This is a genomic window from Homoserinimonas sp. OAct 916 (assembly GCF_003260275.1).
Taxonomy (GTDB): Bacteria; Actinomycetota; Actinomycetes; order Actinomycetales; family Microbacteriaceae; genus OACT-916.
In genome coordinates, this window is record NZ_QJHB01000008.1 from 96,457 (window position 1) to 109,368 (window position 12,912).

A 12,912-nucleotide genomic window follows, 5' to 3' on the forward strand; every position below is an offset into this window, starting at 1 on the left:
GCATCATCACCGGAGAGAAACATCGGCTCCAGGCCGGGTCCGCCTGTCCGATTCGGCCGCCCAACGAACTGTGAGCGTTTTCGGCCGGGAGAACCTCGCTTGGTCACACACGCAACATCCGGAAGACAGCGCATGCTCGCTCGCGGTTTCAGCGCGAACGAGGTGCTGGTTCCGGGTGCTTGATTCTGACGCGGTCCGGGCGAAAGCCGTGCTCGATACCCCACAGCAGCGCGTTGGTCCTGCTGTCCGCGCCGATGCGCCGATAGCAGTTGCGGATGTAGGTTTTGATCGAATTGATTGAGAGGTATGTTCGCTCGGCGATCTCCGCATTTGAGAGGCCTTGCGTTATCAATGCCAAGATCTCGGCTTCGCGCTCAGAAAGGCCCTCCTCCCGGCCCGGCCAGTCGCCAACAATCACTGTCTGGGCGTCCTCTTGCTCGAGGTGGAGTTGCTTGCCGCCTGCGCGGATCGTCTCCAGGGCAGAAACTAGCCCGGCGGCCGGAAGCCCTTTGGAGATGTACCCGCCTGCCCCGTTCGACATCGCCGATTCGATGTGAACCGGCTCGAGGGTCCACGAATAGACGGCTACCACGTCTACCAACGGGTTCGAGACGAGGTCTCGAACCTCGGACCGGTCTCCGCGGGTGGTGGCAAAGGTGTCGTATAAGGCGATGTCCACGTGCTCGCCGACCTGCTTATTCAGATCGAGCTCAACGACGTGGATCCTGTTCTGGTAGTTACGTAACATTTCTGCGACCCCGCGCGCGACCACCTCGTAGTCGTTCACCAGGGCAACGCGCACCGCATCCATATCCCCACGATATGGGATCACGCAGGTTCTCGCGCAAGTTTCACCCTTTGGGGTGAACCTTTGCTTTCGGATGGGAGATATTTTCGGATCATGGGCATGGCGAATGGGGCTCCGCTCATGTTCTGGTTCACCCCTCCCCGGCGAAGAAATAGGAGTTTAATCGTGACCACATCGAACAAAGCCAAGAACACCGCAGAAGACCTCAAGGGCAAAACAAAAGAGGCCGCGGGGAAGGTTGCCGACAACGACAAACTTGTCGCCGAGGGCAAAGCGGACCAGGCCAAGGCCAGTGTGAAAAAGGCTGCCGGGAACGCCAAAGACGCGGTCACCAAATAGTCCGGCGCGCCTGTAGCAATCGCGACCAGCGTGACGACCCGGAGCCATCGGCTAAGCCCGATCCTTCGACCGAGGAGAGCCTCAATGGGCTCGACTCGGATGACCGTGAATCCGGCCACGTCTGATCTCCGCTCGACAGCATGAGTAACTCGGGCTGCCGTCGCCAATTCGGGGACGACGGCAGCCCGGCTGGAGATATGACGACCAAAAATTCGAAGCACCTGTCGGCCGAGCGATCGTGACCACCATTTCAAGCACAGCAACACTTTTGGAAGAAAGAGAGAGTCATGGACCAGCCCGAATCCGCCCAGAGCGATGACAGTGAGGCTCAACACGCCCGCCACTGCGGATCCAACCACCACCGGGGCCAGATTCCGTTTGCTCCCGTGCCGGCGGTCACGCACGCCCAGGCACACCGTAACGGCGCCATCTCTGATTGGATCCAGAATCTGGTTTCCGAGCGTGACAATCATCTCTCCCCACGAGAACACTTCTTTGAGAGCGTCACGCGACTGCATGCGGCTGGTCCTGCCGATGAAGCCGCCTCCCTCAGCAAAGGGGAATGCACGTGAGCTACGAGACCAACGTGAGGGTCGAATGGCCGGGAACGGTCAGAACTGTCCGCGTAACCACGAGCATCCGGGACGACCTCACACAAGAGATCAGTGTCGACGGTCGAGTAATTGGATTCATTCAGCTGGCCGGTCCGGTCTTCGTAGCCTTGCTGGGCGCGCGGTCAGACCGTGCTGTGGAATGCAAGCAATCCCGCTCGTGGAATATGGCCGCGGCACAGCTAGTGATCGAGACCGGAATCTTTCCAAAGGAACCGGCCGCAAACGGGTCGCGCGGCAGCATCAGATGCCACCATCACCCGCTCTGCCTACGTTCGGCCTACCACCGCAGCAACGCCGAACTCAGATACCTGTGACACCAGGCCTACAAGCATGAAAATTGTTGCGAAATTCTTCGGACCGGGCGGCCCGGCCAGCTGTCCCGATAACACCATCCCCTCGGAGGAGGTCCGACCCGACCTGGACAAGTTTGCAGCACCCTCATCGCAATTGGGAAAGCACAGTGAAATCACACGCTCAATCGGTTCCAGGGATAACACCCGGGGCTCGAGAAGGATAACGGCAGTTGCGGCCGAACCGTGCGTCACGAAACCCTTGAACGTGCCCTTGAATTCTTAGTCGTCCTGAGTTATAAAAACTATACGAATCAATACAGATATACCGATGACGCCCAGCGCGGGTGAGCGGCTATCGCATCCGCTATCGAGGGAGTTGACGAGCGGCACGTCTGCGAGCGCGACCGACGTTGCTTCACCAGACGTCTGTATCCCAGGTGGATGGCTGAAGCCATTTTCTCCTTTCGCCGGGAGCCACTATCAGGAGGTGCAATTATATGAGTGCGTGGCGCCGTTACGATTCTCCGCTGTTACCTGCCTTCCACGAACGCTTCGAGGAGCGATGGGGCAAGGGGACCGCTCCGTTCCTGGATCCTGAAGTGCTCGACCAACCCATGCCGCGGGCGCAATGGATCAACGTGGATACCGGTGCCGCACTGGCTGTGGTGCCGGTGTGGAGCGACGATCAGTCCCAGCGATCCTTCGCCATGTTCTATCTGCCCCCCGCGGGAGATATCTGGCTTCTGCGTCCTGGCATCACCGACTATCTCGAACCCGGGCCTCTAGAAAATTTGAGGTTGCGCAATGATGCCTTTAAAAAAGCCCTCGAGGACGCCCAGACATTCATTGAAGGATCCGGCTCGCTCTGATTTCGTTCGCTCACGTCGGACTCATCCGGGGTAGGTGAACCCCGGTCTTTTTTGGACGCGAAGTACCGGCGTGCGGTCGGTCTCCCCACCCACATGCCTTCACGCGGCACGGAAGTTCCACATTGATCGTCGCCGGCGGTCGCGAGTCGACCGACCTGGGGGGACGCCGACCCTCCGTGGCCGAAGAGCCGAGTGCGCGGGCGAGACTTATGATGCTTAACGGAGCGTCAAATATCGCGAGTTCTACCGGGAGGGCGTGACAGCATGAGCCTTGAGGTGATCTCTCTGACGCCGGCTCAGGCGCTCGGCATCCCGGTTGCGCTCGTCGGTGCGATCTTCCTCTCTTTAGGAGCGCAGTTCCAACAGCACGGAGTCGCGAAGGTACACGACACGGAGAAGGTCGAAGCTGGACGATCGGGTTTGGGAATGGGGCAACTTCTCTCCCTGGCCACACGTCCGTCGTGGCTGATCGGGACGCTCATGCTCGGGCTCGCAATCGTCTTCCAACTGGTCAGCCTCTACCTCGCCCCGTTGACGGTGGTGCAACCGCTAGGCGCGATCGCGCTGGTCCTCACCTCGGTCATCACCGCCCGGATAGCCAAGACGAAGCTCACAGCGGCCACGATTCGCGCCATCATTTACTGCGTCGGCGGGGTCGGCCTGTTCGTGGCCGTTGCATCTCTGACCACCACCACGGTCCCGATCACCGACTCCCAATTGGGAATCGTGGTGATCGTTCTGGTGTGCATCCTGATCGCGCTCGGATTGGCGTTCGTCTTCCTGCGCAAGCGATTCAGCCGAATTTTCTACGTGGCAGCGGCAGGAGTTCTCTTCGGCTTCGTCGCAACGCTCGCAAAGGTGCTCATCACGCGAATTCAGACAATCATCCACGGAGGATTTCACATCACGCCCGCAGATTGGTTGACCGGCGCCTGCCTGCTCGGGCTGGTCGTCGCGGCGCTCCTCGGAACCTATTTCGTTCAAACCGCCTACTCGTCCGGGTCGCCGGAACTGGTTGTCGCGGCGCTCACCGTCATCGACCCACTTGTCGGGGTAACCATCGGAATCATCGTTCTCGGCGAGGCCACATCCGCGCCGCTTTGGGCGGGGGCGGTATTCATCGTTGCCGGACTGATCGCCATCTACGGGGTGATCCAACTCTCTCGGCAACAACCCAAGCCCGGCCTGCCGGTTCACCCATAGGCGACGGCCCACTTCAGCAACGCCACCAGTTGCTTCCCTTACCTGGTCTTCCTGAAGAGATCGATCTCGATCTCGTAGCTTGGCGCGGGGCGCTTGAACAGGTATTCGCCATTGCGAATCGAAGCCAGCACGTCGGCGCGCTGACGCACGGCCTCGAACGGCGTATTGGCGTTCAGTACCAGAAAGTTCGCCGGCTTGCCCACTTCGATTCCGTACCGGTCTTCCACGTTCAGGGTCTTGGCGCCGTTGTAGGTGATCAGGTCCAAGCACCTGTCCAACTCGTCAAAGGACATGATCTGTGCGAGGTGGATGCCGTTGTCGAGAATGTTCATCATGTTGCCGTTGCCCACCGGATACCACGGGTCGTTGATGGAGTCCTGGCCGAAGCAGACGTTGATTCCGTTCTCCCACATCTCCTTCACCCGGGTGAGGCCGCGCCGTTTGGGATAGGAGTCCTGACGACCCTGAAGATAAGCGTTCTCGGTGGGATTCGCGGTGAAGTTCATCCCCGACTTCTGGAACAGTCCCATCATGCGGTAGGCGTAGGCGTTGTCCACCGAGCCGAAGGAGCAGGTGTGGCTGGCGGTCGTGCGGGCACCAATGCCTTCGATCATCACCAGGGCGTTGAGCAGCTCGACGAACCGGCTCATCACATCGTCGGTTTCGTCGCAGTGTACGTCGATCAGCTTGCCGTACTTTTCGGCCAGTTCGACGGTCCGACGGACGGACTTCTCACCGATCTCGCGTGCCCATTCAAAGTGCGGGATGCCCCCGACGCAGTCCGCGCCCATCTTCAGCGCCTCCTCGATCATCTCATCGCCGCCTTTGTAGGCGTACATACCCTCCTGCGGGAATGCGACGATCTGGATGGTGACGTTGTCCCTCAGTTGTTCGCGGATTTCCAGCATTGCCTTCAGGCCGGTCAGTTTCGGATCATCCACGTCGATGTGGGTGCGGATGAACTGCACGCCTTTGGAAACCTCTTCCTCGATGCCCTTCAGCGCACGTTCGCGCGCATCCTCGAGTGTCTGGGTCTTCTTGACATCGTGCCAGCGGGCGATGCCTTCAAACAGCGTGCCGCTCGTGTTTGTGGCGCCCTCGTTGCGGGCGGTGTACACGTAATCCAGGTGCAGGTGGGCATCGACGTACGGCGGCACCACCAGCCGGCCGCCCAGGTCGATTTCCTCGTCTGCTTCGGGCAGATTCGTGCCGATCTGCGTGATCACACCCTTGTCGACCAAGATCTCGCTGGCGTGGTCGTGCTGTCGGTAGATTCGAGCGTTGGTGAACTTCTTCATCGCTTCCTCATGTCATTTCAGTTGATCCGCCGGCTACGTCCCCGCCCATTTTCAGAGGTTGGGAAGAAGCTCTCTGAGTGAGTGTTGCGCAGGTCTACACTTGCCGTTGGAAAGGACGAGCCATGCCCACCATTCAGCACCACCAGCCACCGTACTCCGTCGGTTACTTCGTCGGCAGCCTGGCGACTAATTCGATCAATCGTATGCTGTCGCAGGCTCTCATTCGCCTCGCACCGGTCGAACTTGAGTTCACCGAGATCCCCATCCGCGACCTGCCGCTCTACAGCTACGACTTCGACGCCGATTACCCGCCAGAAGGACGTGCGCTCAAGCAGTCCATCGAGTCGGTCGACGCCGTATTGTTCGTCACCCCGGAATACAATCGGTCGATCCCTGGGGGCCTCAAGAACGCGATCGATTGGGCGAGTCGACCGTGGGGCGAGAACTCGTTTTCCGGTAAGCCGTCGGCTGTCATCGGTGGATCCATTGGGGCGATCGGCACGGCCGTCGCGCAACAGAACCTGCGCAGCGTGCTCAGCTTCTGCAACTCGCCACAAATGAACGCGCCGGAGGCCTACATCCAGATCACCGATGGGCTGATCACCGATGACGGCGACGTCACCAACGAAGGCACCGCCGAATTTCTGCGCGACTACATGAACACGTTTCTCCAGTTCATCACACGGGTGCTGACTGTGGTTCCGCAGCCGCGGTCCTCGGACACGTGAACCACCGGATCTGCCACGGTGCGGGTCACAGGACGACGATCAGCTGCGCCAGAAGGATCTTCACGATGATCCCGAGCGCAAAGATTGCCGCGTAACCGCCCTCCACCCTTTCGTCGACGACTCGTGAGTCCGCATAGGCGAGGACGGCGGGTTGACCGACGAGGCCTGCAAGGGCTCCCGAGGCTCGTGGAGCGCTCACCCCGATCCGTCGCGCGGTGACGAGCAGGACGGCCGCCGCAATGGTGACGATCAGAACCGCAGTGAGGAGTACCTTCAGCCCGACCAGTGTGAACGCTTGCGAAGCGAAGTCCTGACCGGAGGACAGCCCAACCGCGGCGAGGAACAACAGCAGCCCCAACTGTCGGATCGTTCGATTCGCGGCCGCCGGCATGCCCCACACAACCGGTCCGGTTCGTTCGAGCCCACCCAACACCATCCCGACCAGGAGCGGACCCGCCGCCGACCCGAGCGAGAAGCTCACCCCTCCGGGCAGCGGGAGGGCGATCAGCCCCAGCCCCAAGCCCAGCGCCATGCCGATGCCGACGGTGAACGCATCGATCTCAGAAACCCGCTGCTCGGAATCACCGAGGAACTCTGAGACGGCCTCGAGTTCGTCACTCGGCACGACGGCGAGAACCCGATCGCCGAGGTCGAGGGTCAGATCGTCGCGCGCCAGGAGGTCGAGGTCCCCGCGCCGAACGCGTGTGATCACACCCCCGAAGCGTCCGGGCATGTCCAACTCTGCGACGCTGAGGCCGGCGACCTGTCGACGTGATACCACGAACCGCCGAAAGTCGACCGACGTGCGATCATCGGCGAGGTGTTCAGTGGCTCGTTCGCCCAGGTGGGCGATTGCCTCGTTGACGCGCGCCAGCGGACCGACGACCACGACCCGGTCTCCGGGCTGGAGTTCCTCGCCGGGTGTGGCCACGCGAGTGCGGCCGTCACGATCGAGGTACGAGATCAGAACACGCTGGTCGGCGAACCCGGGCACATCCTCGAACCGTGTTCGGGTGTTCACCAGTGCGGTGCATGCGTCCAGTCCGAGACTCGCTGTCGGCTGTGGGTCGCGGCGCGCGGGCCACGTTCGATTGACAACGACCGACACGGCGAGGATTGCAACCGTCACTCCGATCGGATATCCGAGCGAATACCCGACTGCGGGTTCGGAGGTGCCGGCGGCGGCCGTTGCGGCGGCGAGCGCCGGAGTCGAGGTCAAAGCCCCCGCGAACGTGCCCGCCGTGAGCGCCCCTCCCAGGTCGAGGAGCCTCCCGATCCCGACCGCGGCTGTTCCCGCCCCGAGGATTGCGACGACGGCTGCGACCATCAACGGCAGTTGCCGTCGGAGGTCCCGGAAAAACGTGTTGCCCGCTGCGAGACCCACTGTGTAGACGAAGAGGGCGAGCCCCAAGGTCTGGATGAGGGCGAGCCCTTCCCCGAGGCGAGGATCCACGGCTCCGAGGCTCAGTCCAACGAACAGGGCTCCCGCGGAGCCGAATCGCAGCGGCCCGAATGGGATTGCGCCGAACGCGGTCCCCAGCGCAACGACAAGGAAGACTGTCAGAAGGGGAGAGTTCGCCAGGATGTCGAGGGCTACCACTCAACCTCCTTCAGGACAGACCGAAAAATGAGGTTCACGCCACTAAGACACGTTGCCTCACACGGAAGCCCGAAAACGTGATGCGGCTCATGCAACAAGGACACAGCGAGGTTGAGCACCCTGAGACTCGTCACTATCACACGCTATCAAGCGTGCCAACGTCCCGAGGGAGCTGCGATCTGAGAACCGATCGGCGCACTCCGGCTCAGGGACACTCGAGTCTGTCCGACTATTCGTTTGGATTCACCAGGATCTTTACATGCTCCTCGTTGTTGTTGATGAGCTGGTCGAAGCCGCCCGAGACAAGCTCGTCCAGCGGAATCCTCGCGGTGATGAACGGCGCGAGCCTGACCCTGCCCTCCTGCACCAGCTTGATCACGGCGGGATGGTCGTTCGCGTAACCGATCGTCCCCCTCAGATCGATCTCTTTGAGAACCAGAGCTGGCATGTCCACTTCGGGCTTGTAACTCCAGATGGAGACATTCACGATGACAGCCCCTGGGCGCACGGCGTCGATCAGCATGTCGAGCACCACCGGGACGGAACTGCACTCGAATCCGACGTCCGCACCGGCCCCGGTGAGTTCACGCACCTTGTCGGCGACGTCGACCTCGCGCGGGTCGAACACCTCGTCGGCGACCCCGGTCTCCAAGGCAGCCTTCTTGCGCGCCGCGCTGAGCTCGGAGATGTAGACGGTCAAGCCGTACGCCTTCAGCACGGCAGCGGTCAGCAGGCCGATGGGGCCGGCCCCACCGACGACAGCGACATCTCCCGCTTTCGCACCGCTGCGCACGAATGCATGGTGTGCGACGGACAGCGGTTCGATGAGTGCCGCCTCATCCAACGGGATATCGCCGACCGGATGCACCCACCGTCGTTGCACCACGATCTTTTCGGCGAGGCCGCCGCCTCGACCGGCCAGACCGATGAAATTCATGTCATCGGAGAGCTGGTAGGAGTGCCCCGGACCCACTTCGACGTCATCGCGGATGATGTACGGCTCCACCACGACGCTCTCGCCGATCTGGAGGTCATCGACGCCCTCGCCGAGGGCGGTCACCGTGCCCGAGAATTCATGTCCCAACGTCACCGGTGCCTCTTCACCGGAGATCGGATGCGGCGAGCCAGCAGGCGGGATGAAGATCGGTCCTTCTAGGTACTCGTGCAGATCCGTGCCGCAGATCCCGTTCCAGGCGACGTCGATCGCAACGGTTCCAGGCGTCAACTCCGGCTCCGGAACGTCTTCTATCCGGATGTCCTTGCGGTCGTAGTAGCGGGCTGCTCTCATGACGCATCTCCCTCAACAGTTGTAGTTCGAGTGTATGGCGATCATCGGAAAAATGTCCACTGTCCCCCGCAGCCCTCGAGGGGCCCGTATACCGGGCTTGAAGCACGGGACCGCGTCCGGTGCGCGTCTCCGCCGAACGAGTTCGAATGCAGAGGACCACCGGTTGGACTTGACCACCACGGCCGGGCAGCGGTACTCGTTCTCGCTGATGGGGCTGTCAGTCACCGCGTTCTATGACCGCCTCGGACAGGGATTGGCGACGTTGGGGGTGAAGGCGGAGGTCGCCTTGCCACACCCGTTCGACCTGCCTGATGCGGATCGTGCGTTCAGCTCCCCACGCCCGGCGGTGACCACAATGACGCTCCGACGTCCGGATCAGCACATGCTACCCGGTGAGGTTCCGGCGTGGGCTGCACCAAGCAGAGCGGTGAGGTTCTCCTCGGTGACGCGACGGGGGTTGGACGCGGGGATGGCGGGCAGGATGAGCTGGACGGCTTCGTTGATGCCTTCTGCAGACAGCCCGAGGTCTTTGAGTGCTGTTGGTGCACCCACTGCGGCGCGCAGGGAGTTCAGTCCGTCCACGGCGTTCTCGGCACTCAGCGCGTCCGCGATTCTGTGGGCCGCCCCCTGAGCGGCGGGAGCGTTGAAAGCCAGCACGTACGGGAGCACGACTGCGTGGGTTTGAGCGTGGGGCATGTTCCATCGGCCGCCCAGCACATGGCAGATCTTGTGGTGCAGGCCGGATCCGGCGGACGCGAAGGCGACCGCGGAGAGGTATGACCCGTACAGCGCCTGTTCCCTGCCAGCCAGGTCGTTCGGGTCGTTGCTGATCGCTGGGAGCGCCTTGCTCAGGGTGCGGATGCCGTCTAGGGCCAGCGCCTGATTGATGGGGTCGGTGCGGGGCGCCCACATCGAATCGATACAGTGGGCCAGGGCGTTCATGCCGGAGGCAATGCTCACTTCCTTCGGCAGCGACAGCGTGAGCGCGGCATCGTAGATCACGGTCACCGGCAGAACGCGGTCATCGACTCCCGTGGTCTTACGGGATGATTCGGTCAGTCCCCACACGTTGGTCGCCTCGGAGCCTGCGTAGGTGGTCGGAATGGCGACGATGGGCAGATCTGTTTTCAGGGCGATGGCTTTGGACAGGCCGGTCGTGGATCCGCCGCCGATACTGACCAGCAGGTCGATGCCGTTATTGATTGCCACGTTCCGGGCGTTCTCCGCCTGGCCGATGGAGACGTGCGGGGCTACCTCGTCATGGATCAGTACGGGGTCGATGTCGGCGATGATCCGTTCCGCTTCAGGCCGTTGCCTGGCCGAGGTGATCACCATGACCCTTTTCGCGTCCAGGCGTTCCACCTCGCCGGCCAGGTGTTCCGCTGCGTTGCCAGTGCCGAACAGCACGCGCTGGCCCAAGGTGATGTGTTCGAACTTTCTCTGCCGTTCCATGGCGACTCCTGGTCGGTTACTGGTCTCGGGGGCGAACCGGATGGCGGCTGGGGCTGATGGACGGGGAAATGCCCTTCCTCGGACCGTTCCAACTTCTCACTGGAACGCCGGGGGTGCTACCGGTGTGCGTGGGCCGCGCGCAGCTCCGCCATCGCTTCAGCGACCATCGCCGCCCTGTCCGCTCCCAGCACGTCGACATAGATCTCCTGGACGATTCCGGCCACGAGGCCCGCGAGTTCGTCAGCCAATCCTGCGCCCGAGCCCGTCAGTGTGAGGTAGACCACCCTGCGGTCATCGGCGCAGGGGTTACGCTCCACGAGCCCGCGTTTGGCCAGGCGGTCTGCAACTTTGGTGAACCCTCCGGTGCTGAACGCCGCCTCCCGGGCCAGCGCCGCCATCGGCATCTTGTTGTCCGGGCTGCGTGTGAGCCGCAGCAACGTCTCGGCCTCCGCCGGATCAAGGGAGAAGGCGTCAGTGACCGCCCGGTGCAGCTTTGTGTTGGTGATCTGGAAGCCTTCAATGACCAGGCCCCACTGGGTGACCGGATCAACGCCTCGGCGTGCCGTTGCTGATGCCTGCTGACTCATCGACTCATCCTCTCTGCTCCCACATTAGCTCATGTAGGAAGTTATTCGCTGGCAACCTTCTTTCGAAGCATCCTCTTGCGAGTTGACTAAATTACCTTCCTGAGACACAATATTCTAGAGAGATACATTCGCATGAATATCCGCGCCCGGTCTTCGTGACCGGAACTGCCCACAACATTCGGAGGGTCACATGACCGTAAACACATCAGGCTTGCACCACGTCACCGCTATCGCCGGCGATCCGCAGGCCAACATCGACTTCTACGTGCAGGGACTCGGCCTGCGTCTGGTGAAGAAGACGGTCAACTTCGATGACCCGTCCACCTACCATCTGTATTACGGCGACGAAGCTGGCCGGCCCGGCTCGCTCATGACGTTCTTCCCGTGGAAGGGCATCTCCTCGGGTCGGGTCGGGGCGGGCCAGTCCACGTCCACCGCCTTCTCCGTTCCGGAGGGAACCCTGGGCTGGTGGCAGAACCATTTCAAGGGCCTGGGCGTCGAATCCAGCATCACTCGGGCTTCGGCCGATGAGGAGCGACTCTCCCTGCGGGACCCCGACGGGCTCCAGCTGGACCTGATCGCCTCCTCCACCATTGATCCCCGAAATCCCTGGGATTCCGCCTCCGTGCCCGCCGAATACGCGGTGCGCGGCCAGCACTCCTCGGTCCTCACTGTGGCCGACCCGGACAAGACCATCGGTGTGCTCACCGGAGACCTCGGCCTGCACCTGATCGAAACGACCGGCAACCGCACGCGCCTGGCCGCCGGTGACGGCAGACCGGGGAACATCGTCGACGTCATCGCCGAACCCAATGGTCGGCCCGGCCTCACCGCCGGCGGAACCGTTCACCACATCGCCTTCCGGGTGCCCGACGCCGCGACGCAGGAGAAGTGGCGCCAGGAACTGGTCGAGCGCGGATTCCACGTCACCGAGATCCTGGACCGCCAATACTTCACCTCCATCTACTTCCGCGAACCCGGCGGCGTTCTCTTCGAAATCGCCACGGACACCCCGGGCTTCGACATTGATGAACCGCTTCTGGAACTGGGTCGCTCCCTGAAGCTGCCGCCGTGGCTCGAACCCTCGCGCGAAGCCATCGAAAACTCCGTCGCCCGGATCCAGGTCCCGGCGGAGAACAACCCCGCGATGGCCGAGAGGTAGATCCTGATGACCACGAGTACCACCGCCGTCACCGGCTGGCCGCACCTGTACACCCCCGGGGAGGCGGACACACCGGTATTGCTGATGCTGCACGGCACTGGCAGCAATGAGAACGACATCGCATCCCTCGGCGCAGAACTCCACCCGGGCGCCGGCATCCTCGCACCCCGGGGGGCTGTCCAGGAAAACGGAAAGCTCCGCTGGTTCCGTCGCCACGGCGAAGGAAACTTTGACGTCGACGACGTCATTGCGCGCGCGGGCGATCTGGCCGGCTTCCTGACAGCGGCCCGGGAGCACTACGACCTGGCCGGACGCCCGGTCATCGCGGTCGGGTTCTCCAACGGCGCCAACATCGCCCTGGCCACGGCCATGCTGCACCCGAAGGCTCTGAGCCAGGTGATCGCGTTCTCCGGCATGTATCCCTTCGGAGACCGGGAGTCCTCGGTCGAGTTGACGGGGAGCAGAATTCTCGCTCTGAACGGCGAGGCCGACCCGATGGCCCCACTCGGCAGCGTCGACACGCTCATCACCACCTTGCGGCAGAACGGCGCCGACGCAGAGCAGGTCCGGCGTCCGGGCGGACACGGCATCGCCCGGGCCGATCTGGCCGCCGCGAAGGAGTGGATGGCACGCGCCCTCGAGAAGTAGCGAGGATCTCCGGGCGATGGACA

Annotated in this window: 12 protein-coding genes and 1 pseudogene; 7 read left to right on the top strand and 6 right to left on the bottom strand. The window is 62.4% G+C overall.

Annotated elements, in window-relative coordinates; all coding sequences use genetic code 11:
* Positions 1-148: 148 nt before the first annotated feature.
* Positions 149-811 (bottom strand): response regulator transcription factor, encoded by a 663-nt coding sequence (locus DL891_RS10745; protein WP_111720429.1) that lies wholly within the window; start codon positions 809-811, stop codon positions 149-151.
* Positions 812-973: 162 nt separating this feature from the next.
* Between DL891_RS10745 and DL891_RS10750 the strand changes: the two genes are divergently transcribed.
* The 3 genes from DL891_RS10750 to DL891_RS10770 all read left to right on the top strand — a co-directional run bounded on the left by DL891_RS10750 (position 974) and on the right by DL891_RS10770 (position 4,126).
* Positions 974-1,147, top strand: a complete 174-nt coding sequence (locus DL891_RS10750) for a CsbD family protein (protein ID WP_111720430.1) — start codon at positions 974-976, stop codon at positions 1,145-1,147.
* A gap of 1,404 nt (positions 1,148-2,551) precedes the next feature.
* Positions 2,552-2,923, top strand: coding sequence for a hypothetical protein (locus DL891_RS10765; RefSeq protein WP_111720433.1), 372 nt, complete (start codon positions 2,552-2,554; stop codon positions 2,921-2,923).
* A 264-nt stretch (positions 2,924-3,187) separates the two neighbouring features.
* Positions 3,188-4,126 (top strand): DMT family transporter, encoded by a 939-nt coding sequence (locus tag DL891_RS10770; protein ID WP_111720434.1) that lies wholly within the window; start codon positions 3,188-3,190, stop codon positions 4,124-4,126.
* A gap of 38 nt (positions 4,127-4,164) precedes the next feature.
* On the opposite strand, the gene codA is transcribed toward DL891_RS10770, so the two are convergent.
* The gene (gene codA, locus DL891_RS10775; protein WP_111720435.1) at positions 4,165-5,424 is read right to left on the bottom strand and encodes a cytosine deaminase; all 1,260 of its coding nucleotides are present in this window, start codon (positions 5,422-5,424) and stop codon (positions 4,165-4,167) included.
* Between the two features lie 122 nt (positions 5,425-5,546).
* Between codA and DL891_RS10780 the strand changes: the two genes are divergently transcribed.
* Positions 5,547-6,152 (top strand): NADPH-dependent FMN reductase, encoded by a 606-nt coding sequence (locus DL891_RS10780; RefSeq protein ID WP_111720436.1) that lies wholly within the window; start codon positions 5,547-5,549, stop codon positions 6,150-6,152.
* A 25-nt stretch (positions 6,153-6,177) separates the two neighbouring features.
* Here the strand turns inward: DL891_RS10780 and DL891_RS10785 are convergent, their stop codons facing one another.
* Together DL891_RS10785 and DL891_RS10790 are read right to left on the bottom strand one after the other, a co-directional pair.
* Positions 6,178-7,752, bottom strand: a complete 1,575-nt coding sequence (locus DL891_RS10785; protein WP_111720437.1) for an aspartate:alanine exchanger family transporter — start codon at positions 7,750-7,752, stop codon at positions 6,178-6,180.
* 229 nt (positions 7,753-7,981) lie between these two features.
* Complete coding sequence (locus tag DL891_RS10790) at positions 7,982-9,040, bottom strand: 2,3-butanediol dehydrogenase (RefSeq protein ID WP_111720438.1); 1,059 nt, start codon at positions 9,038-9,040, stop codon at positions 7,982-7,984.
* Positions 9,041-9,092: 52 nt separating this feature from the next.
* Here DL891_RS10790 and DL891_RS17795 point away from each other — a divergent pair.
* A pseudogene (locus DL891_RS17795) lies at positions 9,093-9,359 on the top strand (DUF5996 family protein); the annotation flags it as partial.
* A gap of 56 nt (positions 9,360-9,415) precedes the next feature.
* On the opposite strand, the gene DL891_RS10795 reads toward DL891_RS17795, so the two are convergent.
* Positions 9,416-10,492: a maleylacetate reductase gene (locus DL891_RS10795; protein WP_111720439.1), complete on the bottom strand. Its 1,077-nt coding sequence runs from the start codon at positions 10,490-10,492 to the stop codon at positions 9,416-9,418.
* 116 nt (positions 10,493-10,608) lie between these two features.
* Positions 10,609-11,079 (bottom strand): MarR family winged helix-turn-helix transcriptional regulator, encoded by a 471-nt coding sequence (locus DL891_RS10800; RefSeq protein ID WP_111720440.1) that lies wholly within the window; start codon positions 11,077-11,079, stop codon positions 10,609-10,611.
* Positions 11,080-11,269: 190 nt separating this feature from the next.
* Between DL891_RS10800 and DL891_RS10805 the strand changes: the two genes are divergently transcribed.
* A complete protein-coding gene (locus tag DL891_RS10805; protein WP_111720441.1) occupies positions 11,270-12,241 on the top strand; it encodes a ring-cleaving dioxygenase in 972 nt (323 codons plus the stop codon).
* 6 nt (positions 12,242-12,247) lie between these two features.
* On the top strand, positions 12,248-12,889 hold the full coding sequence (locus DL891_RS10810; RefSeq protein ID WP_111720442.1) for an alpha/beta hydrolase: 642 nt from the start codon (positions 12,248-12,250) through the stop codon (positions 12,887-12,889).
* Positions 12,890-12,912 lie beyond the last annotated feature (23 nt).